Genomic DNA, 23911 nt, shown 5'->3' with positions numbered 1-23911 from the left:
TACACCTTATGCCAATTTCAAAGGCTTTTATACATAAAAACAGTAAAAAACCCTTTCCTGGCAGAAAAGGTTCGTAGGCTTTTACTCTGTTTCATCCCCGCGGCAGCGGTGGCAGATTCCGTGAAAAGTCAATCTATGATCTTTAATTTTAAATTTCCAATCACGTTCAATCACTTCTTCAACGTCTTCAAGCAGATCTTCTTCAATTTCATCGACGGCTCCGCACTCCATGCACACCAAATGGTGATGAAAGTGAGCCGCGCCTTCTTTGCGAAGGTCGTAGCGGGATACGCCGTCCCCGAAGTTAATTTTATCAACGACTTTTAATTCTGTTAATAATTCTAATGTACGGTATACTGTAGCGAGACCAATTTCAGGAGATTTCTCTTTTACGAGGAGGTATACATCTTCTGCGCTTAAATGGTCTTCTTCGTTTTCAAGCAGCACTCTTACCGTTGCTTCCCGCTGTGGCGTAAGCTTGTAGCTTGACGAGTGCAGCTGCTTTTTAATTCGATCAATACGGTTTTCCATGTCTTTCCCTCCTACGCCGCATTCCATGACTCATTATAACAAAATACGCGCAGAGTTCCAACTATAATTATTATAAACTGATAAATAAAAGTATTATTTTGTGATAATCATTCTAAAATATGCGTGATAACAGCTTTTCCATAAACAGCGGAGACACGTACGCCTCGAGCAGCGAGGCGATGACCGAGAAGAAAACGATGAGAATCAGCACGAAGGCGTAGCGTCCGAACCATTGGATCGGCGCGTCATGAAGGCTGCGTTTGACAAACAGCTGCCGGATCAATTTCAGGGAAAAAGCGATGGAGCATGTCCCCATGATAAGGTATGCCGGAATGAGAACGATGTTTTGCGGCAGAACCGAAATAAATGACAGGAAAAACCCGTTCATCCCCATTTGATTCACTAAAAAACCGACCGTGAAGCCGACGACGATTCCTTTTAAGAACACCATAATGAAAATAACCGGAAGACCGATCACGGAAATACCGAGAATCCACATCAGCCCCAAATATTTTACATCATGAAAGACGGCCTGCCAAAACATTTCTGAAGCGCCGGCATGTTTTCCGTCAGACAGCTGTCCGAAAAACTTGCTTAAATAGTAATACAGATCTTCTTTCTGCGTGATGGTCATGCTGTTGACGATGATTGCCCCGAAAATGACCCCCATCAAAAACAAGACGAACACAAATATATAAAGTGACAGATGATCCTTTACATGGCGAAAAAACAGTTCTTTGTACGATTGTTTTCTCATACCGCTTTCCTCCCGCTAATCTATTGACTTGATTTAGTAGATTGTATGAAAGAAAAGAGAAAACATGACAGAGAAATCATAGAAAGGCGCGAGATTCCGGCATAAAAAAAGAACCCCCGTCATCACTCCGGTGATCATAGGGGTTCCTTTTTTTATGCTTTATTCTTTCAAGCCTGTCTTTTTTGGTTTTCGTCACTCTTTCATGGGTGCTGAAAGACGGCGCCGTCCCCCTTGACAGGACTGCGTCACGCATCCCGTTTCTTTTGAGATGCTCCCGCATTTTTTTCGTTTTGCTCTTCGCCATGTGCCAATCGCTCCTTTTTCCCTTTTCTTTATCATAACAAAAAAATCCAGATGTGTTCATGAATACGGCTCATGTTTCGACCGGTAAGCGCGCAGAGACGTTTTGGCAGATGAATAGCTCCCCATTGCGGCGTATCCGTAAAAAAACCCCATAAAAATCCCCGCATACACGTGTTCATGATGACCGAAAACGATAGACACAACATTTCCGGCAGCAAGGGCAATCGTGGGAACGAATATGCCCGGAACCCGGCAGAACACTTTGATCAGCTGTGTGACGCATAAGACGACCGGCACGCCGATCACAGCATCCCAAATATTTGTATGGATCAGCGGAAAATAATCCACATCGACACCTCTTTATTCCGTCTTTTGCTATCTGTTAGCCTGCCTAAGAATTCCGCTTCCTATTCATGAAAAAAACAGCACCGGCACATGTCCGGTACTGTAAGAGTTGTTTATTTTCCTGCCGCAGCCCGTTCTACGGCTGCTGATACGGCCTGATGCACGTCCGCATCCAAAGGCTGAGGCACGAGATCGCCGTGTTTTGTGCAAGAGGCGATGGCTTCTGCGGCCGCCACAAGCATTTCATGGTCGATTTTCTTGCTTTTGGCGTTCAGCGCGCCGCGGAAAATCCCCGGGAAGCCGAGAACATTATTGACCGAACGGCCGTCAGCTGCATAAGCGGCTCCGGCTTGTAATGCCTCTTCCGGTTCAATCTCCGGCTTCGGATTAGATAAAGCCAGAATGACGTGTCCTTTTCTGACATCCTCTTTTTTAATGAGACCCGGAACTCCTGTGGTGCTGATCACAATGTCACACGTGTCCATTAATTCTTTGATGCTTCCAAGCGGCTGACCTCCGTACTGAGCGAGGCGGTTCATTGCGTCTTCTGACTTGTCCGTTCCGCAGACCGCTTTGACTCCGTATGCCATAAACATGCGGCAGATGGCGACGCCTGCCGCGCCGAGACCGATCTGACCGACCTTCGCTTCTTTTAAATCAAGACCGGCGCTTTTACAAGCGGAAATGGCGGCGGCGAGCGTGACGACCGCCGTGCCGTGCTGGTCATCGTGCATAACCGGAATGTCCAGTTCTTCTTTCAGGCGGTCTTCAATGTCAAAGCAGTGAGGCGAACCGATATCTTCAAGCAGAATTCCGCTGAACCCCGGAGAAATATGTTTTACCGTGCGAATGATTTCTTCCGGATCAGAGGTATCGAGCAAAATCGGAATTCCGCTGATACCCGCCAGCTGGTCAAAAAGCGCGGCTTTCCCTTCCATTACGGGCATTCCGGCGACAGAGCCGATATTGCCGAGGCCGAGAATCGCCGTGCCGTCGGTGACAATGGCGACAGAATTGCTGATTGTCGTATAGATGGACGCTTTTTCAGGCTCGTTTTCAATCAGTCTGCACACATCGGCGACACCCGGCGTATAAACACGGCCAAGCTCAGCCAATGTCCGGATCGGCATTTTGCTTTTCATCTGAATTTTGCCGCCTTCATGAGCAGAGAGCACTTCATCTGAGACTGTATGAAGACGGATGCCTTCACCGAGAGCTTCAATGGCTTGAATGATTTCCTGCAGCTGCTCTTCATTTTCAGCCTGCACCGTAATGTTGCGCATTGTGTAGTTCGGGCCGACTTTAACGGTTTCAACTTCCCCGATATCTCCGCCCATCACTCCGATGGCGGTTGCCACTTTTCCGAGATTTCCGGGAACAGTCGGCGTTTCAATCATTAACGTCCGAATCATATGCTTTGTAATCATGAAATGAACCTCCTAACCCAATTTTTGAGATTGTAAGGATTTTTCTTTCGTGTACCAAATGAATTTCCCCGTGTATCCGTACAATATTGCCAGTCCGATAGATACAAAACTGAGCCACATGAACGGCAGATAAGAAAATGTGGATACGCCGAGAATGCCGGCCATATAGATGCCGTTATCAGACCACGGCACCATCCCTGAAGTAAGCGTGCCGCCCACCTCTGCGTTCCGGGATAAAACTCTTCTGTCAAGTTTCAGTTTATCATAACTGTTCTCCATGATTTTCGGCGTCAGAATCAATGACACGTACATCGCACAGCCGAAAATGTTTCCTAAAAGGGCGACGATCAATGTCGAAAGCGTCACATTTCCCGGTGTGGTCAGCTTTTTCTCAAAAGTTGAGACAATCACTTTTAATACGCCGAGCTTCTCAAGAATTCCTCCAAAACCAAGACCGAACAGGATAACGACTAACGTATCCAGCATACCGGTAATGCCTCCGCGGTTTAACAGGCCGTTTAAAAATTCGACGTCCGTTTTAATAGAAAAACCATTATAAGCAGTCGCGATGGCACTGGCAAAATTCATTCCCTGAAAGACGGAAGCCCAGATTGCGCCAAGCAAAGCACCGATGATAATAACGGGCATAGACGGCTTTTTCAAAATCAGAAGGACAACGACGACAACAGCCGGAATGAGCATCCATATATGAATGTCAAACGTTTTCTGCAATGAAGATTTTAAAAATTCCACTTTGTCGAGATCAATATTTTTTCCGCCGTATATAAATCCCGTTACGGTAAACAGAATGGCCGTAATAATATAGGACGGAATTGACAGATACATCATCGCTCTGACGTGTGACAGCACATCCACCTTAGAAAGCGTGGAGGCAAGCACCGTACTGTCAGACAGCGGTGAAAGCTTGTCTCCGAAGTAAGCGCCGGACAAAACGGCTCCCGCTACGATCGGAAGCGGTATACCCATTCCCTCTCCGATGGCAATCATGGCGATCCCCGCTGTACCCACGGTTCCCCACGACGTTCCGGTCGCAACGGACATAACGGAACAAATAACCAGTGTAGCAAGCAGGAAAACATGAGGATTAATAAACTCTAAACCATAATAAATTAACGTCGGCACAACGCCGCCGGCAATCCATGTCCCGATGAGCGCACCGACCGAAACAAGAATCAACACCGCTTCAAGACCGTTTGATATCCCGGTGACAATCGAATCCTGCAAGTCTTTATATGAATATCCCAGCCTGACTCCGAGAATAATAGCGAAAAACCAGGATATTAATAGAGCTAGCTGGATCGGCAGGTCTAAAAACACTGTGAACGATAAGACAAGTGCTAAAAACCCGAATAATAAGATAATTATTTCCAATAAATTTGGCAATCTGACCTCTTTCACAAGAAAATCCCCCTAGAAGAAAAAAGCTAAAACGCTTTCATCAAATGATATAACAAATTATACTATACTGCCTCATCCCTTTGTATGGCAACCGCCTATTCACTAAAAAACGTGAAAAGGCGGCTGTTGTTGCTTTAAAATTTATTTTTCTAATAGATCTTTTCCGGCAATTCCCGGTTTTGTCATTTCATACGGATTCAAAATGATATCCAATTCTTCTTCTGTCAGTACATCATTTTGAAGGCAAAGATCTCTTACAGATTGCCCCGTCATGATTGCTTCACGGGCAATTCGCGCAGCCGCTTCATACCCGAGGTGCGGATTGACCGCTGTAATGACGCCGACGCTTTTTTCCACGTATTGCTTCAGACGTTTTTCGTTGGCTTCAATTCCCGCCAGACAATGATCGGTAAATGAACGGAACCCGTTATTCATGATGCTGATGGATTGAAGCAGGTTAAATACGAGCACCGGCTCCATTACGTTAAGCTCCAGCTGGCCCGCTTCTGAAGCGAGGCAGATCGTATTGTCATTCCCGATGACCTGGAAGGCGATTTGGTTGATCAGCTCTGCCATTACAGGGTTGACTTTCCCAGGCATAATGGATGATCCCGGCTGACGGGCGGGCAGTGAAATTTCCGCAAGTCCCGCGCGCGGACCTGAAGCCATTAAGCGCAGATCGTTGGCGATTTTAGACATGTTCATCATGCATACTTTCAACGCGGCTGAAACTTCCGTATACGCATCAGTGTTTTGTGTGGCGTCAACCAAATGGCCGGCGCCGACAAGCGGCAGTCCGCTGATGTCAGCCAGGTGCTTCACAACCTGTTCTATGTAGCGCGGATCGGCGTTAAGTCCCGTACCTACGGCCGTTGCCCCCATGTTTACTTCATACAGATGCTGGCGGGATTGTTTAATTCGCTTTATGTCACGCTCAAGCACGCGGCTGTATGCTTCAAATTCCTGTCCGAGACGGATCGGCACAGCGTCCTGAAGGTGTGTGCGCCCCATTTTAATGACAGAATCAAATTGTTTCGCTTTATCTTTAAAGACACTGAGCATATGCGCCATCGTATCAAGGAGCTTATCCAAAAGTTTCAAGGTTGAAATATGGATTGCCGTCGGGAACACGTCGTTCGTCGATTGTGACATGTTGACGTGTGTGTTCGGGCTGAGGTGAATGTATTCACCTTTTTTATGCCCCATGATTTCAAGAGCCCTGTTGCCGATTACTTCGTTGGCATTCATGTTCATGGACGTTCCGGCTCCCCCTTGGATCGGATCGACGATAAATTGGTCATGCCATTTTCCCTCAAGAATTTCATCTGCGGCCTGTACAATCGCATTCCCGATTCCTTCATACAGCCGTTTTACATCCATGTTGGCAAGCGCCGCCGCTTTTTTGACGATGGCGAGCGCATTAATCATTTCTTCGTGGATGCGGTATCCGGTAATCGGAAAGTTTTCTTTCGCGCGCAGCGTTTGTATTCCGTAATACACATCAGCTTCAATTTGTTTTTCTCCGAGGAAATCTTTTTCCTGACGATATTCTTTTTGCGCGTTTGTCATGCTAAAACCCTACTTTCTCTTTGTGGTAGTCATGTTTTTACAGTACAACGTCGTCTGCGATCGGTGTCTCCATAATGTTTTTGACTTCAGCCAAGTTGTGAGACTGGCCGAGCGCCCACATTAATTTCGGCACGATGGCTTCCGTGTTCATATTTCTGGAGCGGATAATGAGATCTTGATTGACTCTTCGGCCGACTTCATAGACGCTCATGTCCTCTCCTTCTTCAAGACATTGTGTCGTAATGACGACGACAATGCCGCTTTCAATCATTTCATTGACTTTGGCGAGAATGTCTCTTCCTTCAAACGGCACGCCGCCGCTGCCGTAGCTTTCAATGACGATTCCTTTGTACATGCCCTTTAATGCGTCAAACATTTCCGGTTTCAGCCCCGGGTGGAGCTTGAGCAGGCACACGTCCGTGCAAAGTGAAGTATTGACCGTAAAAGCATCGTCTTTTGGCATGTGCACTTGTTTGTTATATTCAATTCCGTTTTCGGTAATAAACGCGATATACGGATAGTTAATGCTCTCAAATGCATCATAGCTTTTCGTTCTTAATTTAATGGCGCGTGTGCCTTGAATGACTCTGCCGTCAAATACGACGTATACGCCGCCCACCCCTTCACATGCGAAGCGGATCGCGTCCGTGATATTTTTTTTGGCATCGGTTTTTTGAAATGTAATCGGGATTTGCGAACCCGTAATGACGATCGGTTTATCAGCATGCTGAAGCATATAAGACAGTGCCGCTGATGTATAAGCCATTGTGTCTGTCCCGTGCGTAATGACGAACCCGTCATATGCGTCATATTTTTCTTTGACAGCATTTGCGATTTCGGCCCAGTATTCAGGCTGCATATTTGTGCTGTCGATGTTCATTAACGAATGGGTTTCCATCGTGTAATCGTTATCAAGTTTTGATACGTAGGTTAACAATTCGTCTGCTTTCACCCCGGGTGCAAGCCCGTTTTCTCCTTCGACTGAGGCGATTGTTCCTCCGGTTGTTAACAGCAATAATTTTTTCATACCCTGCACCTCTTCATCCATTTCTCAAGATGTGTTAAGCATTCGCTTTTCGCATACTTTTAATCAAATTATAGACAGACGAATGAAATTAATCAAGTGATTATTATTCAGTTCGCGTACACTTTTACATATCGATATGATATAATTTGCTCAAGTGAAAAGGAGCGGTTTTGAATATGAATTTAGATCGTTTAACTGAACTGAGAAAAAAGAAAAATTGGTCTCTTCAATATACGGCTGACCGTCTCGGCATCGCCAAAAGCACGTACGCCGGGTATGAATCAGGATACCGGCGTCCGTCATTCGAGGCGCTGGGCACGCTTGCCGATCTGTTTGACACGACGTGCGACGATTTACTGGGGCGCACTGAAAAAAAAGCGGAGCCGTTTACCCAGACCATCGAATTAACAAACGCCGCACAAGGCCGCGGCACACTGACCGTTGACGGACAGCCGCTGAATCAGGATGAAATCATCGAATTGATTGCGTTTGTCCGCACGAAAAAGAAGGTGCAGGAGGAGCTCCGCTAAAAACCGGCTTTTTTACGGCTTGATTCGGCCGTACGTCCCTCCGCCCCCGGCCTCAAGGACAAGTTGCCCGGTGCGCGCTTTATGAATGACAGCCGCTATTTTAGGCTGGACGACACGCGCCAATTCCTCTTCTTGCGCCTGATGAAGAATCGCCATCTCCGTCCCGAAGGCCCGTTTCAGTTTTTCTAACGTTTTCGGCCCGACCCCGGGAATGAACTGCAGCGGGGTTTGATGAATATACGGCGGCCGCGGCACGCGGCTTTTTTTCGGGCCGCTCAGTTCCTCCAGCCGTTCACTGACCCCTTTTGTCATTGTTTTCCCCCCGCACTCCGGACATGCGGAAGCTCCTTTTTCAACCGGGCTGCCGCAGCGGTCGCAAGCCGTCCGGTAATACTTCCCGAGCTTCGGGTTCAGCCCGTAATTCGCCGTGATTTTTCTTCCGTCCTTCCCTTTTAAAGCCAGCGAAAATTCCGTGAAATTCGCCTCTTTAAGAAGCATTTCATTATATTCTCTGCCGATTTTCCCTAAGGAATGCGCATCAGAATTTGTTAAAAATGTATACGGATCAAGTTCCGTTACCCGCGAAGCCATGTCGGTGTCGCAGCTTAACCCGAGTTCCGCCGCATCAAAAACTTCTGTCAAAGAAGATCTGACCCCTTTTCCGTACAGGCTTTTATGCGGGGTGAACATATGGGCGGGAATAAACAGCCCGCCCAATTCCTTTGTTTTCCTCTGAAGATTCAAACCGGTTTCATAAATGCGCTGGGAACTGAGATGGATATTTTTAAGCCTTTTTGCGAGCCACTCAGAAAACATCTTCATTTCGGCAAGAGACGGCATAAAGACGAGAACGTGAATCGGCCCGCGGCATGTGTGATCATAGATTTCAAGCTCACTGCCCAATAGAAGCGTCGTATTCCGATACCGGATGCCGCCTTCTTTCAGCTCACGGTATCTGCCTTCATCAATTCCGCGCTCGATTTCTTCTATGACTTCCGGGGAATGGCAGTCGATGATGCCCAATAGTTCAATTCCCTTCCCCTCACTGGCTTCTTCTAAAATCCGGTGCAGCGTCAACGTTTTGGCCCCGGTGATTTTGACCGGTTTTCCCGTATGGGTGCGGCCGATATGAATATGCAGATCCGCATAGATGGTTTTCATCATTTTTCCTTCAGCGCTTCTTTCAGCTGGAGATACTGAATCGCGTACGCCGTTTTTGCGTCATACACCCTGCGGGATTCAATCAGCTTCACGGCCTCTTCAAGCGTGACCTGCATGACTTCGACAAATTCATCCTCATCCAGCTCTCGTTTTTCTTCCAGCGGCGAAAGCCCTTCCGCAAGAAAGAGATGCACGATTTCATCAGCAAACCCGGGTGATGTATAAAAAGCGGTGATTTTCGTCAAGGTTTCCGCCGTATATCCCGTTTCTTCCTCGAGCTCTCTTAACGCCGTATGTTCCGGCTCTTCTCCCTTTTCAAGCTTCCCGGCCGGAATTTCAACGATTGTCCGTTCCAGCGGCTTCCTGAACTGGTTCACCAAAATGATTTTTCCTTCCTCGGTCACCGCAAGTACGGCCACCGCTCCCGGATGTTTGACGATTTCCCGCTTGCTTGTTTTTCCGTTCGGGAGCTCTACATCCTCTAAGTAAAGATCTATGACTTTCCCGTCATACAGCTTTTTTTTCGCAAGTGTTTTTTCTTCTAAATGTTTCATCATGTCATCTCCCGTTCTGTCTCTCTATTATGCCTCATATATTTTATCATACATGCATGAGAGGGAGGTGCTTTTCGATTGAAGGTGTACCGGAAGGATAAGAGTATCGTATTGGTCGGAAAGGCGTGGGAAGTGCGGGCTAAACTGAAAGAATACGGACGGACATTCCGCTATGTCGGAGATTGGATCACCGGGCCTTAACAGTTGAAAACTTCGCGCCTTTATATTACGGTCAATAAAAGACTATAAAAAGGAGCGAAACGATGAGAAAACGCACACTGGGACATTCTGATTTAGAAATAAGCGAAATCGGGCTCGGCTGTATGTCGCTGGGTACGGATAAAGCTAAAGCGCTGTCTATTTTGGATGAAGCGATCGAGCTTGGAATCAATTATTTAGATACCGCTGATCTTTATGATTTCGGCAGAAATGAGGAAATTGTCGGGGAGGCCGTCAAAAACCGCAGGCACGACATCATTTTAGCCACGAAAGCCGGAAACCGCTGGAATGATGATAAAGACGGCTGGCATTGGGACGCTTCCAAAGGATACATAAAAGAAGCGGTCAAAAACAGCCTGCGCCGGCTGAAAACGGACTATATCGACCTTTATCAGCTGCATGGCGGCACGATGGAAGACCATATTGACGAAACGATCGAAGCTTTTGAGGACTTAAAACAGGAAGGTGTCATCCGGTATTACGGCATTTCCTCGATTCGTCCGAATGTTATTAAAGAATATGTGAAAAAATCAAATATCACCAGCATTATGATGCAATACAGCCTGCTGGACCGGCGTCCCGAGGAGTGGCTTCCCCTTTTAGAGGAGAACGGAATCAGCGTAGTCGCAAGAGGGCCTGTCGCTAAAGGGCTTCTTACGGAAAAACCGCTTGATCAAGCGGCCGCAAGCGTAAAAGAGAACGGCTATTTAACATATTCTTTTGCAGAACTGGCAGAAACCAAAAAAGCGATCAGCGCTGCCGCACCTGACTTGAGCATGACGGAGCTTTCTCTTCAATACTTGCTGTCACAGCCGGCCGTCGCTTCTGTCATCACCGGAGCCAGCTCACTTGAGCAGCTGAGAGAAAACTGTTCGGCTGCAGAGGCCCGGCGTTTAAGCAGCCATGAAATCAAAGCCCTGCAATATCATACAAAACGGGACGTATACGAAGCCCATCGTTCTTAAACAATAAAACCGGCACCTTTTCAGATGCCGGTTTATTTATATTTGTGCCAATCGAGACTGCTTTCATTCAGCAGCTCTTCAAAGCTTTTATGTTTTTCTTTTTCTTTTCGTTTTCTGATTTGTTCCGCCTTTTGCTGCGCCTGCTTTTTCTCGTCTTCTTCCTTCAGCTCACTTTTCATTTGCAAAAGCCTGGCCTTCAGATCTTCCTCCAGATCGTCTTTTAAGCTGTGTTTTTCTTTAGGCAGCTGCTTTTTCATCATTACGCCCCCCGTATCTGAATATGGTGAAGCAAGTGTACCACGGAGCGCCGGAGGCCGGCAACGTTCACGGTCCCAAAAAGCCGGAGGAAGGATTTTTTATATTAAAGGAGGGTGCCTGTGTGAAAAAATGGCTGGCGGTGTTCGGTTCGGCTTGCGCAGTCTTTTTGGCTGCCGGATTCGCTTTTACGAATCTGATTATGTTTATGAAGAAAAAGACGGATGAAGATATCATGAAAAAAGAAACGGCGGACGGGCATGATAGATTTGATTCCTTTCAGGCCATGGAAAAAGAAGAGGCCGTCATCCTGTCACGCCACGGGTATGAGATCAAAGGCTTTTACGTCGCCCCGCATCATACGGCAAACACCATGATTATTTGTCACGGCGTTACCGTAAATTCGTTCAATTCATTGAAATACATGGATTTATTTTTAGATTTAGGCTGGAATGTGCTCGTATATGACCACCGCGGGCACGGAAAAAGCGGCGGCAGAACGACGAGCTACGGCTATTTTGAAAAAGATGATTTGGAAGAAGCCGTGAATTGGGTGAGACACAAAACCGGAGACGGCGGTCAAATCGGCATCCACGGGGAATCGATGGGAGCGGTGACGGCCTTATTATACGCGGGCGGGCATCAGGATGAAAACGGCGCTGATTTTTATATTGCGGACTGTCCGTTCGCAAGCTTTCGCGATCAGCTCGCCTACAGGCTGAAGCGGGAGTTCCGGCTGCCTCCGTGGCCGCTTCTGCCTTTGGCTGATTTCTTTTTGCGGATGAGAGAAGGATACCGTATCCGTGATGTATCTCCTCTATCGGTTATCAGCCGCATCCGGCAGCCCGTGCTGTTTATTCACAGTAAGGAAGATGATTATATACCTCCCGCTTCTTCCGAATTGCTGCACCGCAGAAAACGCGGCCCTAAGATGCTCTATCTGGCCGAATCGGGCGGGCATGCCATGTCGTACACCAAAAATCCGGAGAGCTACCGCAAAGCCGTTCAAACCTTTTTAGATACCATGACGCAAACGTAAAAAAGCGAAAGAACGTATGCTGGTTCTTTCGCTTTCCCGTCATAAAACGTCGGTAATCCCGTCCATATTTTCTCCGATCCAGTCAATGGCGAGGTCGATTGTCGTAAACTCCTGCGCTTTGAAGGTCATCTCATCCTGAAGCAGCCAGACATCCTTCTGAACGGATTCAGCGCCTCCGATGGACCAGTGCAGCAGACTGTACGGATGGTTGTTGTTCAAAAAGGATACCCACGTTTTATGCTGTGCCGTCTGTTTAATGGCTTTCAGCTTTTGATTCACTTTCCGTTTCTCCCTGCTTTACTAATATGCTCATTCTCGGGCTCAGCATCTCTGCCGGGCTTTTTAAGACGAGCGTTTTTGCCTTTTCATTGTAATCGATTGTCATTTCCTCGTCAAAAAACACTTTTTGTGAGGTCTGGATGTAAAGCGGAAGTCCGTTGGTTTCAATAGCTTCGCATTGTCCCGTTAATTCGTCCGCCAGCCAGATGGTCGGCACGCCGCTCACCGCGCACCCGCAGCCTTCTGCGTCATAGCGGAGCTGCGCTTTTTTCCCCGGGTTGGCGTCCATCGCCTGCTGAAGTGTGTGTTTCGCCGCATCCGTCACATGTATTTGCATAGATGATCCTCCGTTTTTCATTTTCGCCATTGTAGCATACCGAGCCGCTGTATGCATTGTTTCTGCTTTCTTTACAGCAGCCCGCTCTCCCAGACCTTTGCCTCTTGTTCAGCCGCCTTGATCCAGTCATTTTTCCCTTCACTATACTTTGCCATATCGTATGGGTGTGTCTCAGCGAGGTGCCGTTTCAGTTCCATGTATTGAGCCGCTTTTTCAGGCTTTGCAGTGAGGTAATCCCGGAACAGCAGATGACGCTTCACGTCCGGATGGCCTGTTTCGTATATGTGAACGTGGTGTGTGCGCTTGTTGCCGCCTTTTTGAAAGAAACGCCGGCCCTCTATCCCGTTTTCCCCTTTCGCCTCATAGCCGAGCGCTTCCAGCTGCGGACTGAATCGGTCGGCATCCAAAATATCTTTGACCTCCGCCAGTATATCGATGACGGGTTTGGCGGCCATCTGCGGGATGGAGGTGCTGCCGATGTGGCTGACAGAATGAAGTGCTGGACCGAAGATTCGGATCAAGTCCGCCTTCTCTCTTTCAAACATTTCTTTCCATTCCGGCTTGTACGGAACAACTTCCGCTTTCCTCTTCGGATAAAGATGAAAAAACGAGAGGGTCAGCCCTTCCGGCGTCTCAATCTGTCCGGCTTCCGTGAACCCGGTTTTTAAATAGAGAGAGACTGCCGGAACGTTTTGGCTGGCGGTAGCCGCCTCTATTTTTTGGGCGTCCCGGTTCTCGTCTATCACAAATTGAAGAAGCGCCCGTCCGATCCCTTTCCGAAAGCCGGACGGATGCACCGTCAGCCTGCATATGACAAGGTCATATCCCCTTTTTTCATACGAAATGACGCCTGCAAGCTGATCTTTTTCCTTGAAACCGGCAAACGTCTCCCGTGACCGCTGTATATCATCGGGTGTTTCATGCAGGGCGGGAATGCCGAAAAAACCGATCAGCTCGGCTTCTTTTTGATAAGAGCAGCGCTGAACCGCCGCAATTTCCCGCGCGGTCTGTTCTTGTGTATGCTGTAAAAATGTAATCAATCTTCCGCCCCTTTTGACGCAAACATCCGCTGTGACTCCGTCTTCGTAATGCGGACCGCGTACGCTTCATACCAGGCGCTTTTTCCTTTTTGTTTTGCCGCCTGGTGGTCCGTATGATCTTTCCACCTTTTAATCGCCTCCAGGCTGTCCCAGTAGGAAACCGTGATGCCGCAGCCGTTTTCCTCCCGAACGCTTTCCGCGCCTAAAAATCCCGGCTGTCCGCCTGCCAAATTCATCATGCGCTCTGCCGTATGTTCATATTCCTTATCATATTTTCCCTTTATTGATGAAAAAATGACCGCATAATAGGGCGGTTTGGGCGTGTTAGCTAAAAAACCCATATTCATCCCCCTCTACATATATTTCACAAACAGAATCCGGTCTTCTCCCGGACCGTCATAATTCGCAAAAACAGGGATTCCGTTTACGGTTTTGGTTCCTTTTTCAACTTCAAAGCCTAATTTTGTATGATAAGCGATTGATACTTTATTGACAGGCGCCGTCACGCAATTGACTTTTGTGCAGCCCCTTTTCTTCACCGTCTCCATAAATCGGTCGTAGAGCTGTTTTCCAATTTGCATTTTTCTGAAATCCGGATGCACACCGGAAAAATGAATGTAGGCTGTCTCAGGGTCTGTTTGTGACTGAAAACCGATTAAAAAACCGGTCATTCCCTCCGGCCCGTACGTGATAAAGCTTGTGTCCTGAAAATGTTCAAAAAACAAGCGCGGCAGTTTGTCTTTCATCTGCCTGCCGCCCCACCATTCATTCAAAACAGACGTAACCATTTCATAGTCTTCAGAGGTAATTGTTCGAATATCCATTATCGATTGACTCTCCTTTTCGTCCGGCAAAATGAATGTCAGCTCTTCTCATTGGAATATAAAAAATTATATGTGGGTTGTTTGCAATTGTAAATGATTTCTTTTCAAGCAAACGAATCAGCATGCCTTCCAGCCGGGGAATGATTTACCAGTATAAACGTGATCATTGTTCGGGTACAATGAAAAACAGAACAAATGTTCCCGGAGGTTTTTTTATGGCTGATATTCTTCTTGTAGATATGCAATCGTTTTATGCGTCTGTGGAAAAAGCGGAAGCGCCTCATCTCAAAAACCGGCCCGTGATTGTCTCGGGAGATCCCGAAAGACGCAGCGGCGTCGTGCTTGCGGCTTGTCCGCTCGCCAAACGATACGGCGTAAAAAATGCCGAACGGCTGTGGGAAGCGCAGGCCAAATGTCCCGACGCCGTTATTGTCCGTCCGCGGATGCAGCGGTATATTGATGTATCCGTCATGATTACCGAACTGTTTGAACGGTATACCGATCTTGTAGAACCCTACTCCATCGATGAGCAGTTTCTCGACGTGACCGGAAGCAGGCGGCTGTTCGGTGATCCTTTTACAATTGCCAAAAGCATTCAGCAAGCGATTATGCGTGAATTCGGAATTTATGCCCGTGTCGGCATCGGGCCGAATAAGGCGCTCGCGAAAATGGCTTGCGACCATTTTGCCAAAAAAAACGCATCCGGCATCCACAGATTGGATATGTCAAATATCAGGCAGGATCTGTGGCCGCTGCCGGTCGGAAAATTATTCGGCATCGGAAAACGGATGGAGCATCATTTAAGACGGATGGGCATCAGCACAATCGGCGGGCTTGCCGGGCACCCAGCCGAACTGCTGAAAAAACGCTGGGGCATTAACGGCGAATTGCTTCAGCGGACAGCCCGCGGCATCGATCCCTCTCCGGTCACCGTCAACACGCACAGCCGGCAAAAAGCGATCGGCCATAACATGACCCTCCCGAGAGACTACAGCCGCTTTGAGGATATCAAAGTCGTGCTGCTGGAGTTAAGCGAAGAAGTGGCCCGCCGCGCCCGTTTCAAACAATACATCGGCCATACGGTTTCGGTCAGCATCAGAGGCGCTGATTTTGAATTTCCTTCAGGTTTTCACAGACAGAGAAAGCTGGTGTCTCCGACTAATTTCGGAATGGATATTTTCAAATCGGCGGTCAAGCTCTTCAAAGAGCATTGGAACGGTGAGCCCGTCCGCAGCGCCGGCGTCTCCCTTTCCCAGCTGGAGCCTTGTGATTATGTTCAGCTGAGCCTGTTCGATGCCCAGGAAAAAAAGATCAGTCTCGGCAAAGTATTGGATGATATTCATGAGCGGTACGGCCCTGCGTCGCTCCTCCATGCCGCTTCACTGACAGAGGCCGGCCAAGCCTTTCACCGGGCTGAAAAAATCGGCGGGCATTACAAATAATTTGAGGTGATATACATGAATCCGAACAAATTAACACCCGGGTATAATGTCATGTGGGAATCAAGCCGGATGATGCTGCCCGAACATCGGGAGCAGCTGCTTGCGAAAAAACGAAAAGAACGGGAATTCCGGCCTCCGGAACTGAGCGAAGAGCAACTGAACGACATGAACCGCATCATTGCGGCGTCAATTAAAGAAGACAGGGCCATTTCGGTCACCTACGCTTCCGCACACGGCCCCCGCCGCTTTTGGGGCTGGGTAAAACAAGTGATGCATGACGAAAAACGTTTAAAAATCATAAACGATGAAGATGCGTTAACGCTGCCGTTTCATCGTATTCTCTCAGCTGAATTGGAATAAAAATCCTACCCCGGCCTGACAGAAAATATGATAGAAGAGTGGGAGGATCACATGATATTTAGTAGAATAAAGATGAATGACAAGAATAGGAGAATATATGATGGATCAATTTATAGAAAAAATGCTGGGACAAGCCCTCCGCCAGTATGGACGGAATGTGTCGACAGATCCGCTGAGCCCCTATGAAAAACAGAGTTTAAAAAAAGCTTTAGAAGAAAGAAGGAATGAAGAACCCGATGAGGATCTCCATGCCCATGTAGAAGATATTATCTACGATTACGTCACCAATCAGGGGCAGTTTTCCTGACACGGACGTTTATGCACCGGGCGATAAGGGAAACGTCCGAGAGTAAACCCTTAAAGATTGCGTGGTGCAGGATATGCCTGTCGGGCCTTATTTCAGGATCGGCTATGCCGTTCTTCTGTTATTTCTCATCATTTATCTCGGAACATTAATAGACTTTTTGTTCCAGCCTGTTGTGATTACGGTTAAAACCTTGTTTCCGCCTATTGTATTATCGGGCGTCCTTTACTATTTGTGCCGCCCGCTCGTCAGAGTGCTGCATGCGAAATTAAAGCTGCCCGAAGGAATCGCGATTTTAGCGATTTATGCGGGAACAGCCGGCCTTTTTGTCCTCTTCCTTTATACGGCGGGCCCTGCCGTTCAAAAACAGTTTACAGCCTTCACAGATCATATTCCGGAGCTTTCCGCAAAAGCTGAAAATTGGATCGGGCATCTTCAGGACAGCAAATGGTTTTCCCGGCTTCAGCATGGGGATTCCTTTAAAAAATTAGCAGACAAAGCCGCAAATTATTCCGGTTCAATCGCTGATTCTCTCAGCAGCCTGGCCGGTACGGCTGCCAATGCCGCCATCACCGCCGCCATTATTCCGTTTGCGCTGTATTACATGTTAAAAGAAGGACACAAAGCCCCCCGGCGACTGCTGCGGCTTCTTCCGGAAAAACATCAAAAAGAAGGAAAACAAATCCTTCGGGACATGGATGAAGCTCTCAGTTCATACATACAAGGACAGCTGCTCGTCAGTTTTTGTGTCGGCGTTCTCGTCACAATCGGCTATTTTATAATCGGGCTCGATTATCCGCTCGTTCTGGGCGCGTTCGCCATGGTGACAAACCTGATTCCGTTTATCGGGCCTTGGATCGGCACATTTCCCGGAGTCATTGTCGGATTGTTCGATTCACCGACCGAGGCGGTGCTGGTGATTACGGTCGTCGTCATTGTCCAGCAGCTTGAAAGCCAGCTGATTTCCCCGCAAATTATGGGACGGAAGCTGGACATTCACCCGCTGACCATTATTTTTCTTCTGCTTGCCGCCGGCAAATTCTCAGGAATTGCCGGGATGCTGCTGGCCATTCCGGGATATGCGGCCGCAAAAGTGGTCATAAGCCACATGCAGAAACTATTCATTCTCAGAAAAACACAAAGCTAGGACTGATTCATCCCCCATGTCTTCACATCGGTCAAAATGAAAAAACGGCGGGCTTCTTCAGCCCGCCGCACACGGAGGTAAAAAAGATGAACATCGGTGATGTCATTTTTCAATTGATTTCATTTATTGCAGCCGCGTTTTTCCTGTTTGCCGTGATATACGTATTCAGAAGCTTGAACAAGCGCCGCATACAATTGGACAGAATCGAAAAGAAACTCGACGCGCTGCGCGAAGAAAAAAACGAAAAGTTATAGTTCATTCAGAAGCAGGAGCAACGAGCTCCACTTTTATCCGATCCGGGTCCTCCGTGTATACGGCGTAATGCGTGCTTCCGCCTGCATATGGATGGCGGTCCCTGTAAAGCACGGGGCATCCTCTGGCAAGCAGCTTTTCTGTCATCTCGTCAACCTGCTCTCTTGATGCAGCATGAAAAGCCAGATGGTTCAGCCCGACCCGGCATCTGTGGTACTCCGGTGTTAAAAAACGCTCCTCTGTCTGTACAAGCACAACATAAAATCCTGCGTTTTTCCAGCTGATGCCGGAGTCCCAATTTTGAAATTCCCTATAACCGAGCTCACCTAAAAACCATCCCCAAAACCGGGCGGAGGCTTTCAAGTCAGATACATACAATTCAATATGATGCATCATAATATTCGCTTCCTCCTCACATCACACCCGCCTTACCAGCACCTCTTCAACTTTATGGCCGTCACCTTTTCTCAAAATCAAATCCGATCTGAATTTTGTCGGCAGGATATTTTCATACAGATTCGGACGGTTGACGCTCTCCCAAATGGAGGCGGCCATGGTATCCGCTTCTGCATCAGACAAATCCTTAAATTTATGAAAATAAGAAGCCGGATCCTGAAAAGCGGTTTCTCTTAAGAGGCGGAAACGCTCCAAATACCACGTGAAAATCCGGCTTTCTTCGGCATCCACATAGATCGAAAAATCAAAGAAATCCGATACAAAAATCCGCGGATCTTCCCTGTCGTCCTCTAATGTCGGCGACTGCAGGACATTGATTCCTTCGATAATAACGATATCCGCACCTTCGACAACCTCGACGGCGCCCTCTTCCCTGTCATACGTAAGATGGGAGTATACGGGCGCCTCCACTCTCTCTTTCCCTGACTTTATATCGTTCAGAAATTCAAGCAGCGCTTTCACGTCGTAGCTTTCCGGGAATCCCTTTCTGGACAGGAGGTTTTTCCTTTTTAATTCCGCTGTCGGATACAAAAAACCGTCGGTTGTCACCAGGCTCACCTTCGGCCTGTCCGGCAGACGGGAAAGAAGCTTTTGCAAAATTCTCGCCGTCGTGCTTTTGCCGACGGCGACGCTGCCCGCGATTCCGATGATAAACGGGATTTTGGCTGAATGCGGATGCTTCAGAAACACGTTGACATGCTGATTCCGTCTTGCGGCAGACGTGACATGAAGATGGAGCAGGCGCACAAGCGGAATGTAAATCGTTTCTACTTCTTCCACCGACAGGTAGTCATTCAGCCCCTCTACGGCCTTGGCTTCTTCCTCTGAAACGGCAATGGAAAGGTGGCCGCCGAATCCGGCCCACGACTCGCGGCTGTGCTGCGTATACAATGTATGTAAGTTCAATTCTTTACTTTTCACAATTCACACCAATCTCTCTGTATGGCTTTCCGATAAAAAACAAACGCTTACAAAGATTGTAACGGAAAACCGCTTCACTGTCTGCCCATTTTTTTCACAAATGAGGAACCGATCCGGCTGTACTCTTCCATTTCCTCCTCCGGAACCATGCTTCCGCCGGTGCTCCACACAAGGTGCACGGCATTTTCCATCTCAAGCCCCCGTTCTTTTATATAACGGTTTCCGGCTTCGGTCTGAACGACCTTGACGGCTCCGGCCAGTCCGGCGAGTGCAGAGGGTTCAAGGCTCTTATTCTCGGCCGCCCTTAATTGAAAAAGCAGCGAAAAAAGCGTGCCGTCATCGGCGGTATAACAGCCGCTTAGTATAGGCTCCATCAGAGGGCCGGCCAGTCCGGACGGCCTTCCCACCGCGAGTCCGTCGGCGGCCGTTTGATTATCAAGACCGATATCCTGCACGCTGATTCCGTCATGCAAGCCGGAAAACAGTCCTAACAGCATACACGGTGAATGCGTCGGCTCACCGAAAAAAATATGGACATGCTCGCCATAGATCAGCTTTAGCGCAAGCGCGACGCCGCCCGGGCCTCCTCCGACCCCGCACGGCAAATAAACGAAAAGCGGTTCATCTGCATCAGGCTTTATGTTCATTTGATCGAGCTGCTTTTTCACACGGCTTCCCGCAACGGCATACCCCAAAAACAGATCCCGGGAATGCTCATCATCAATAAAATAACAATAAGAGTCCTGCTTCGCCTGCATGCGCCCCTCTTTGACAGCCAGACTGTAGTCTGCTTCATATTCGATGACGCGAACCCCCTTTTCCCGGAGCAGCTCCTTTTTCCACTGCTTTGCGTCACTGGACATATGAACGGTCACACAAAAGCCGAGCTTCGCGCCGATTATGCCGATACTCAGACCTAAATTGCCCGTAGAGCCGACGGCTATAGAGTATTTTGAGAAAAAAGCGGTAAACCGTTCTTCAGTCAATATGCTGTAATCGTCGTCTGCTGAGAGCATTCCCGCTTTTACCGCGAGATCTTCGGCATGCTTCAGCACTTCGTAAATCCCGCCGCGCGCTTTAATGGAACCGGAAATCGGAAGTTCGTCGTCGCATTTCAAAAGCAGACGCCCGGGGAAAGCCTGAGCGGCGCTGTGTTCCAGACGCTTTTTCATTTCATTGATTAAGACAAGCGGAGACTCAATGAGGCCTCCCTCCGCTTCCGTCTCCGGAAAAGCCGATGCGATATAAGGCGCAAACCGGCGCAGCCTTTCTTCCGCTTCGGCAATCTCCTGTTTCCATTCAGCACCATGCTTTACTGGATCATCGGTTTTATGCGGGTTGATCCAAAATACTTCACGCGCCTCCGCCATTTGCCTGACGAAAGGCTCTGCCATCAATGTCTTGTGTATATCCCGGTCGGACATTCCTTTTTCCCCCTTGTTACTTTTTCTTTAATGCGCGGCCGGCCAGTTTTTCTGTAAACGATGGAAAAAGCTGATACAGCTTCGTCCCGAGGCTCATCCATCGCGGAAGATTCATTTCCCGTTTATCCGTCAGAATCATGGATGTAATGCGCTCTGCCACATGGTCGGCATCAAGCATCCATCTGCCGACGCTTTTCACATAACCGCCCTCTTTATCTGCAATTGTAAAGAAGTCTGTTTTGATCGGACCGGGATTAACCGTTGTCACAGCTACACCCGTACCGGCCAGCTCAAGCCGCAGCGCATTGGAATACCCTAACACGGCGTGCTTCGTTGCAGAATAAAGGCTTGATTTCGGCGTCGCCAATTTGCCGGCCTGTGAGGCGATATTGATAATATGGCCGCTTTTCGCATGAAGCATCACAGGAAGACAGGCCTTCGTACAGGCGATTAATCCGAAGACGTTGACTTCAAACATTGCCTTCATATCATCCAAAGATGAATCAGCGGCCGTTTCAAAAATGCCGAAGCCGGCGTTGTTGATTAATACGTCAACATGACCGATCAAACGCCTTACGTTTTCAGCCTCTTCTGCATGCCGGACGTCAAACGGAATGACATCACACTGCCCGCCGCGCGCGGTAATCGTCTTTTTCACTTCCTGCAAGCGGTCCTCCCGCCTCGCGGATAAAAAAACATGAGCTCCTTCTGCCGCGCAGGAATATGCAAGCCGTTCTCCGAGTCCGCCGGATGCTCCGGTGATCCAAATCCGCTTATCCGTTAATCTGCCCATTTCCTTCACCCCTTCACAGCTTTAAACATCAGAGTGTTCCCCGACTGAAAGGATACAGCCTTCCCTTCGGCGGCCAGCACGTCAAGATGGCCGATCGTTTCTGACATCGTTAAAAACATTTCATTTTCATAAACAGCCGGAAACAGCCGCCGGCATACCTGGAAAGCCGTCAGCGTATCCTCTGACAACAGGCGCAGCACATATTCCGACCGGTTTCTCTGTTTTTCAAGCCGCCTGTCAAAAGCAGGCTTTACGTCTGTCAACAGATCGCCGTGTCCCGGATATAATAAGGACGGGTTTAAGTCATACAGCCGCTTCATTGAGTTCAAGTAGTCGAGCATCGGGGCCGCGCGCACGCCCCCCTTTTCCGGAGCTTCCAGAATCGGATTGGTGGAGCTGTTGGACAAAAGCAGATCGCCGCTGAACATTTCACCGCTTTTTTCATGGTAGAGCGCAATGTGAGAAGCGGCATGGCCCGGGATTTCGAGCACCGTCCAGCCGTTAAGCCCGTCAATTTTTCCGCCTTCTCCCACTGTTTTCGTTAACGGACGGTTTGCAGAAAATAAGTATGACAGCTTAACTGTTTTATGTATGTCTTCAGGCGTCAGGGGAACGTCCATTTCAGTCATAAGCGACAGGAAAAAGTCCTCCTGCCGGGCGATATACGACTGATCCTGAGTAATGTACCTGTCATTCAGCGGATGCCCTATTACTTCCGTATCCTCAGAAAAAAGGTGCAGCAGACCTGAATGATCTGCGTGATGATGAGTGAGCACCACCTGTTCTATATCCGCCGCAGAAACCCCGTGTTCCTTAAGCTGCAATGAGAGCGATTCAGCCGCTTCCTTTGTATTCGGGCCGCAATCAATAAGGGTTAAGGCTTCATCTTTTATTAAATAAACGATAACGTCGCCGACTGCAAACGGAGTCGGCACACGTATCGGAATGATCTTTCTCGCTGCCATGTTTACGCTCCTTCGTTCTTTTCATTCCTGAATAATCATATTTTAGCGTTTTCTTTTCACTGTGTCATTATTGCCGCATATCGGAAAAAAAGATTGACATCCCGCTCTTGCGCATAGCATAATGAACAACAAACTAGAAAACACGGAACGCGATGACGAGGAACTAGTATATAAACAACGGCAGCAGAGAGCAATGTCCCCGGCTGAAAGACATTGCGGCCCTCTTGTTTACAGAACCTGCCCTCAGAGCGGTTAGGAAAACCTAAACGTATCCCCTCGTTACGGGATTTGAGCTGAGCACGGCTGATTCGTGCTAATGTAAGGTGGTACCGCGAAACCTTTTCGTCCTTTTTGACGGGAAGGTTTTTTTGTGTTTTGAGAAGAAGGAGGATTTATATGAAGAAAATCGGTTTTATCGGGGCCGGATCAATGGCGGAAGCAATGGTGAACGGACTGCTGCAAAGCGGAATGACAGCCCCCGGACATATATATATGACAAACCGGTCAAATGACAGCCGGCTTGAAGAGCTCCAAAAAACGTACGGAGTGAAACCGTGCCGGGATAAAGAAGAGTTTTTCAGCAATACCGACATTATCGTTCTCGCCTTTAAACCGAAAGATGCGGCAGAAAGCATTGAGAACATTCGCGAATACGTGAAAGATCAGCTTGTGATTTCTGTCATCGCAGGGCTGACGATTCACACGATTCAGCAATATTTCGGCAGAAAGCTCACCATCATCCGGGCGATGCCGAATACATCCGCGGCCATTCAGCAATCGGCGACCGGTTTTTCCGCAAGCTCCGAGGCGAGTGAAGCTGAAATCCGGACGGCAAAAGAGCTTCTGGAAACAATCGGAGAAGCGACGCGCTTTGAAGAAAAACACCTTGATGCCGTCACAGCCATTGCCGGAAGCGGTCCCGCCTATGTGTACCGGTATGTCGAAGCGATGGAAAAGGCCGCCCTTCAAGCCGGCCTGCCGGAAGAAACGGCAAAAGAGCTGATTTTACAAACCATGGCCGGGGCGACGGAAATGCTCAGAACAAGCAGCAAACGGCCTGAACGCCTGCGCAAGGAAATCACAAGCCCGGGCGGCACGACTGAAGCAGGCCTTCGCGCATTAGACGAGCGCCGCTTTGAAGAAGCCATCATGCACTGCATCGCAGAAACCGCAGCCCGGAGCGCCGAAATTAAAGAACAATTCGCAGGCTCCGTTCTGCAAAAGACGGATCAGTGATAAAGCATGGGGCTTCCCATGCTTTTTTCA

At 48.4% G+C, this 23911-nt stretch carries 30 protein-coding genes and 1 pseudogene; 10 read left to right on the top strand and 21 right to left on the bottom strand.

Annotated elements, in window-relative coordinates; genetic code table 11:
- Window positions 1-81: 81 nt before the first annotated feature.
- The 8 genes from fur to AR442_RS07315 all read right to left on the bottom strand — a co-directional run bounded on the left by fur (window position 82) and on the right by AR442_RS07315 (window position 7378).
- Window positions 82-531, bottom strand: a complete 450-nt coding sequence (gene fur, locus AR442_RS07350) for a ferric iron uptake transcriptional regulator (RefSeq protein ID WP_003153330.1) — start codon at window positions 529-531, stop codon at window positions 82-84.
- Between the two features lie 112 nt (window positions 532-643).
- The gene (spoIIM, locus tag AR442_RS07345; RefSeq protein WP_053284902.1) at window positions 644-1288 is read right to left on the bottom strand and encodes a stage II sporulation protein M; all 645 of its coding nucleotides are present in this window, start codon (window positions 1286-1288) and stop codon (window positions 644-646) included.
- 76 nt (window positions 1289-1364) lie between these two features.
- On the bottom strand, window positions 1365-1592 hold the full coding sequence (locus AR442_RS07340) for a hypothetical protein (RefSeq protein ID WP_012117898.1): 228 nt from the start codon (window positions 1590-1592) through the stop codon (window positions 1365-1367).
- A gap of 56 nt (window positions 1593-1648) precedes the next feature.
- Entirely contained in the window at window positions 1649-1939 is a 291-nt protein-coding gene (locus tag AR442_RS07335) for a hypothetical protein (RefSeq protein WP_003153325.1), read from the bottom strand.
- 110 nt (window positions 1940-2049) lie between these two features.
- Window positions 2050-3363, bottom strand: coding sequence for an NAD-dependent malic enzyme (locus AR442_RS07330; RefSeq protein WP_007409402.1), 1314 nt, complete (start codon window positions 3361-3363; stop codon window positions 2050-2052).
- A 12-nt stretch (window positions 3364-3375) separates the two neighbouring features.
- Window positions 3376-4782 carry a Na+/H+ antiporter NhaC gene (gene nhaC / locus AR442_RS07325; RefSeq protein ID WP_007612350.1) on the bottom strand — a complete coding sequence of 469 codons (1407 nt, stop codon included), beginning with the start codon at window positions 4780-4782 and terminating at the stop codon, window positions 3376-3378.
- A 141-nt stretch (window positions 4783-4923) separates the two neighbouring features.
- On the bottom strand, window positions 4924-6351 hold the full coding sequence (aspA, locus tag AR442_RS07320) for an aspartate ammonia-lyase (RefSeq protein ID WP_003153322.1): 1428 nt from the start codon (window positions 6349-6351) through the stop codon (window positions 4924-4926).
- Window positions 6352-6388: 37 nt separating this feature from the next.
- Window positions 6389-7378 carry a type I asparaginase gene (locus AR442_RS07315; protein ID WP_003153321.1) on the bottom strand — a complete coding sequence of 330 codons (990 nt, stop codon included), beginning with the start codon at window positions 7376-7378 and terminating at the stop codon, window positions 6389-6391.
- A 176-nt stretch (window positions 7379-7554) separates the two neighbouring features.
- On the opposite strand from AR442_RS07315, the gene AR442_RS07310 reads away from it, so the two are divergent.
- Window positions 7555-7908, top strand: a complete 354-nt coding sequence (locus AR442_RS07310; protein ID WP_003153320.1) for a helix-turn-helix domain-containing protein — start codon at window positions 7555-7557, stop codon at window positions 7906-7908.
- Between the two features lie 12 nt (window positions 7909-7920).
- On the opposite strand, the gene AR442_RS07305 is transcribed toward AR442_RS07310, so the two are convergent.
- Together AR442_RS07305 and AR442_RS07300 are read right to left on the bottom strand one after the other, a co-directional pair.
- Complete coding sequence (locus AR442_RS07305; protein ID WP_053284903.1) at window positions 7921-9069, bottom strand: TIGR00375 family protein; 1149 nt, start codon at window positions 9067-9069, stop codon at window positions 7921-7923.
- Complete coding sequence (locus tag AR442_RS07300; protein ID WP_003153317.1) at window positions 9069-9623, bottom strand: NUDIX hydrolase; 555 nt, start codon at window positions 9621-9623, stop codon at window positions 9069-9071. The genes AR442_RS07305 and AR442_RS07300 overlap by 1 nt, the downstream gene beginning before the upstream one ends.
- 78 nt (window positions 9624-9701) lie before the next feature.
- Here AR442_RS07300 and mciZ point away from each other — a divergent pair, with 78 nt between their 5' ends.
- Together mciZ and AR442_RS07290 are read left to right on the top strand one after the other, a co-directional pair.
- Complete coding sequence (mciZ, locus tag AR442_RS07295) at window positions 9702-9824, top strand: Z-ring formation inhibitor MciZ (protein ID WP_003153315.1); 123 nt, start codon at window positions 9702-9704, stop codon at window positions 9822-9824.
- 62 nt (window positions 9825-9886) lie between these two features.
- Window positions 9887-10807, top strand: a complete 921-nt coding sequence (locus AR442_RS07290; protein ID WP_014418294.1) for an aldo/keto reductase — start codon at window positions 9887-9889, stop codon at window positions 10805-10807.
- Between the two features lie 32 nt (window positions 10808-10839).
- On the opposite strand, the gene AR442_RS07285 is transcribed toward AR442_RS07290, so the two are convergent.
- Window positions 10840-11064, bottom strand: a complete 225-nt coding sequence (locus AR442_RS07285) for a YqkE family protein (protein ID WP_007409396.1) — start codon at window positions 11062-11064, stop codon at window positions 10840-10842.
- A 122-nt stretch (window positions 11065-11186) separates the two neighbouring features.
- Here AR442_RS07285 and AR442_RS07280 point away from each other — a divergent pair, with 122 nt between their 5' ends.
- Window positions 11187-12101, top strand: a complete 915-nt coding sequence (locus AR442_RS07280) for an alpha/beta hydrolase (protein ID WP_025649815.1) — start codon at window positions 11187-11189, stop codon at window positions 12099-12101.
- Window positions 12102-12140: 39 nt separating this feature from the next.
- Here AR442_RS07280 and AR442_RS07275 read toward each other — a convergent pair whose 3' ends face one another.
- From AR442_RS07275 to AR442_RS07255, 5 genes and pseudogenes are all read right to left on the bottom strand, one after another.
- On the bottom strand, window positions 12141-12380 hold the full coding sequence (locus tag AR442_RS07275; RefSeq protein WP_003153307.1) for a DUF2552 family protein: 240 nt from the start codon (window positions 12378-12380) through the stop codon (window positions 12141-12143).
- Complete coding sequence (locus AR442_RS07270; RefSeq protein ID WP_014305346.1) at window positions 12355-12717, bottom strand: iron-sulfur cluster biosynthesis family protein; 363 nt, start codon at window positions 12715-12717, stop codon at window positions 12355-12357. The genes AR442_RS07275 and AR442_RS07270 overlap by 26 nt, the downstream gene beginning before the upstream one ends.
- A 74-nt stretch (window positions 12718-12791) precedes the next feature.
- Window positions 12792-13757 (bottom strand): annotated as a pseudogene (locus tag AR442_RS07265) (GNAT family N-acetyltransferase); the annotation flags it as partial.
- On the bottom strand, window positions 13754-14098 hold the full coding sequence (locus AR442_RS07260; protein ID WP_014418297.1) for an antibiotic biosynthesis monooxygenase family protein: 345 nt from the start codon (window positions 14096-14098) through the stop codon (window positions 13754-13756). The pseudogene AR442_RS07265 and the gene AR442_RS07260, both read right to left, overlap by 4 nt.
- Window positions 14099-14110: 12 nt before the next feature.
- Window positions 14111-14581, bottom strand: a complete 471-nt coding sequence (locus AR442_RS07255; RefSeq protein WP_014418298.1) for a GNAT family N-acetyltransferase — start codon at window positions 14579-14581, stop codon at window positions 14111-14113.
- 215 nt (window positions 14582-14796) lie between these two features.
- On the opposite strand from AR442_RS07255, the gene AR442_RS07250 reads away from it, so the two are divergent.
- The 5 genes from AR442_RS07250 (at window position 14797) to AR442_RS20285 (ending at window position 18088) form a co-directional block, all read left to right on the top strand.
- Window positions 14797-16023, top strand: coding sequence for a DNA polymerase IV (locus tag AR442_RS07250; RefSeq protein WP_014418299.1), 1227 nt, complete (start codon window positions 14797-14799; stop codon window positions 16021-16023).
- A gap of 15 nt (window positions 16024-16038) precedes the next feature.
- Window positions 16039-16383, top strand: a complete 345-nt coding sequence (locus tag AR442_RS07245; RefSeq protein WP_014418300.1) for a YolD-like family protein — start codon at window positions 16039-16041, stop codon at window positions 16381-16383.
- A gap of 100 nt (window positions 16384-16483) precedes the next feature.
- Window positions 16484-16690, top strand: coding sequence for a YqzH family protein (locus AR442_RS07240; RefSeq protein ID WP_003153294.1), 207 nt, complete (start codon window positions 16484-16486; stop codon window positions 16688-16690).
- 73 nt (window positions 16691-16763) lie between these two features.
- Entirely contained in the window at window positions 16764-17834 is a 1071-nt protein-coding gene (locus tag AR442_RS07235; RefSeq protein ID WP_014418301.1) for an AI-2E family transporter, read from the top strand.
- 86 nt (window positions 17835-17920) lie between these two features.
- Entirely contained in the window at window positions 17921-18088 is a 168-nt protein-coding gene (locus AR442_RS20285) for a DUF4083 family protein (protein WP_007409388.1), read from the top strand.
- A 1-nt stretch (window position 18089) separates the two neighbouring features.
- Here AR442_RS20285 and AR442_RS07230 read toward each other — a convergent pair whose 3' ends face one another.
- The 5 genes from AR442_RS07230 to AR442_RS07210 all read right to left on the bottom strand — a co-directional run bounded on the left by AR442_RS07230 (window position 18090) and on the right by AR442_RS07210 (window position 22645).
- Complete coding sequence (locus AR442_RS07230; RefSeq protein WP_029973629.1) at window positions 18090-18479, bottom strand: VOC family protein; 390 nt, start codon at window positions 18477-18479, stop codon at window positions 18090-18092.
- A gap of 24 nt (window positions 18480-18503) precedes the next feature.
- Entirely contained in the window at window positions 18504-19463 is a 960-nt protein-coding gene (coaA, locus tag AR442_RS07225) for a type I pantothenate kinase (protein ID WP_003153290.1), read from the bottom strand.
- A gap of 74 nt (window positions 19464-19537) precedes the next feature.
- On the bottom strand, window positions 19538-20887 hold the full coding sequence (gene dsdA, locus AR442_RS07220) for a D-serine ammonia-lyase (RefSeq protein ID WP_021494269.1): 1350 nt from the start codon (window positions 20885-20887) through the stop codon (window positions 19538-19540).
- 16 nt (window positions 20888-20903) lie between these two features.
- Complete coding sequence (locus AR442_RS07215) at window positions 20904-21680, bottom strand: SDR family NAD(P)-dependent oxidoreductase (protein ID WP_021494270.1); 777 nt, start codon at window positions 21678-21680, stop codon at window positions 20904-20906.
- Between the two features lie 5 nt (window positions 21681-21685).
- Entirely contained in the window at window positions 21686-22645 is a 960-nt protein-coding gene (locus tag AR442_RS07210; protein ID WP_021494271.1) for an MBL fold metallo-hydrolase, read from the bottom strand.
- 396 nt (window positions 22646-23041) lie between these two features.
- Between AR442_RS07210 and proC the strand changes: the two genes are divergently transcribed.
- Entirely contained in the window at window positions 23042-23881 is an 840-nt protein-coding gene (gene proC, locus AR442_RS07205) for a pyrroline-5-carboxylate reductase (RefSeq protein WP_021494272.1), read from the top strand.
- Window positions 23882-23911: the final 30 nt, after the last annotated feature.

Source organism: Bacillus velezensis (assembly GCF_001461825.1).
Taxonomy (GTDB): Bacteria; Bacillota; Bacilli; order Bacillales; family Bacillaceae; genus Bacillus; species Bacillus velezensis.
This window is presented reverse-complemented; position numbering and strand designations above follow the sequence as displayed.

Bases quoted from the DNA above. Each gene is read 5' to 3' on its own strand.
- fur (WP_003153330.1), bottom strand. From the start codon at position 531: ATGGAAAACCGTATTGATCGAATTAAAAAGCAGCTGCACTCGTCAAGC.
- spoIIM (WP_053284902.1), bottom strand. From the start codon at position 1,288: ATGAGAAAACAATCGTACAAAGAACTGTTTTTTCGCCATGTAAAGGAT.
- AR442_RS07340 (WP_012117898.1), bottom strand. From the start codon at position 1,592: ATGGCGAAGAGCAAAACGAAAAAAATGCGGGAGCATCTCAAAAGAAAC.
- AR442_RS07330 (WP_007409402.1), bottom strand. From the start codon at position 3,363: ATGATTACAAAGCATATGATTCGGACGTTAATGATTGAAACGCCGACT.
- aspA (WP_003153322.1), bottom strand. From the start codon at position 6,351: ATGACAAACGCGCAAAAAGAATATCGTCAGGAAAAAGATTTCCTCGGA.
- AR442_RS07315 (WP_003153321.1), bottom strand. From the start codon at position 7,378: ATGAAAAAATTATTGCTGTTAACAACCGGAGGAACAATCGCCTCAGTC.
- AR442_RS07310 (WP_003153320.1), top strand. From the start codon at position 7,555: ATGAATTTAGATCGTTTAACTGAACTGAGAAAAAAGAAAAATTGGTCT.
- AR442_RS07305 (WP_053284903.1), bottom strand. From the start codon at position 9,069: ATGAAAACCATCTATGCGGATCTGCATATTCATATCGGCCGCACCCAT.
- AR442_RS07300 (WP_003153317.1), bottom strand. From the start codon at position 9,623: ATGAAACATTTAGAAGAAAAAACACTTGCGAAAAAAAAGCTGTATGAC.
- AR442_RS07290 (WP_014418294.1), top strand. From the start codon at position 9,887: ATGAGAAAACGCACACTGGGACATTCTGATTTAGAAATAAGCGAAATC.
- AR442_RS07285 (WP_007409396.1), bottom strand. From the start codon at position 11,064: ATGAAAAAGCAGCTGCCTAAAGAAAAACACAGCTTAAAAGACGATCTG.
- AR442_RS07270 (WP_014305346.1), bottom strand. From the start codon at position 12,717: ATGCAAATACATGTGACGGATGCGGCGAAACACACACTTCAGCAGGCG.
- AR442_RS07260 (WP_014418297.1), bottom strand. From the start codon at position 14,098: ATGGGTTTTTTAGCTAACACGCCCAAACCGCCCTATTATGCGGTCATT.
- AR442_RS07255 (WP_014418298.1), bottom strand. From the start codon at position 14,581: ATGGATATTCGAACAATTACCTCTGAAGACTATGAAATGGTTACGTCT.
- AR442_RS07250 (WP_014418299.1), top strand. From the start codon at position 14,797: ATGGCTGATATTCTTCTTGTAGATATGCAATCGTTTTATGCGTCTGTG.
- AR442_RS07245 (WP_014418300.1), top strand. From the start codon at position 16,039: ATGAATCCGAACAAATTAACACCCGGGTATAATGTCATGTGGGAATCA.
- AR442_RS07240 (WP_003153294.1), top strand. From the start codon at position 16,484: ATGGATCAATTTATAGAAAAAATGCTGGGACAAGCCCTCCGCCAGTAT.
- AR442_RS07235 (WP_014418301.1), top strand. From the start codon at position 16,764: ATGCCTGTCGGGCCTTATTTCAGGATCGGCTATGCCGTTCTTCTGTTA.
- AR442_RS20285 (WP_007409388.1), top strand. From the start codon at position 17,921: ATGAACATCGGTGATGTCATTTTTCAATTGATTTCATTTATTGCAGCC.
- AR442_RS07230 (WP_029973629.1), bottom strand. From the start codon at position 18,479: ATGCATCATATTGAATTGTATGTATCTGACTTGAAAGCCTCCGCCCGG.
- dsdA (WP_021494269.1), bottom strand. From the start codon at position 20,887: ATGTCCGACCGGGATATACACAAGACATTGATGGCAGAGCCTTTCGTC.
- AR442_RS07215 (WP_021494270.1), bottom strand. From the start codon at position 21,680: ATGGGCAGATTAACGGATAAGCGGATTTGGATCACCGGAGCATCCGGC.
- AR442_RS07210 (WP_021494271.1), bottom strand. From the start codon at position 22,645: ATGGCAGCGAGAAAGATCATTCCGATACGTGTGCCGACTCCGTTTGCA.
- proC (WP_021494272.1), top strand. From the start codon at position 23,042: ATGAAGAAAATCGGTTTTATCGGGGCCGGATCAATGGCGGAAGCAATG.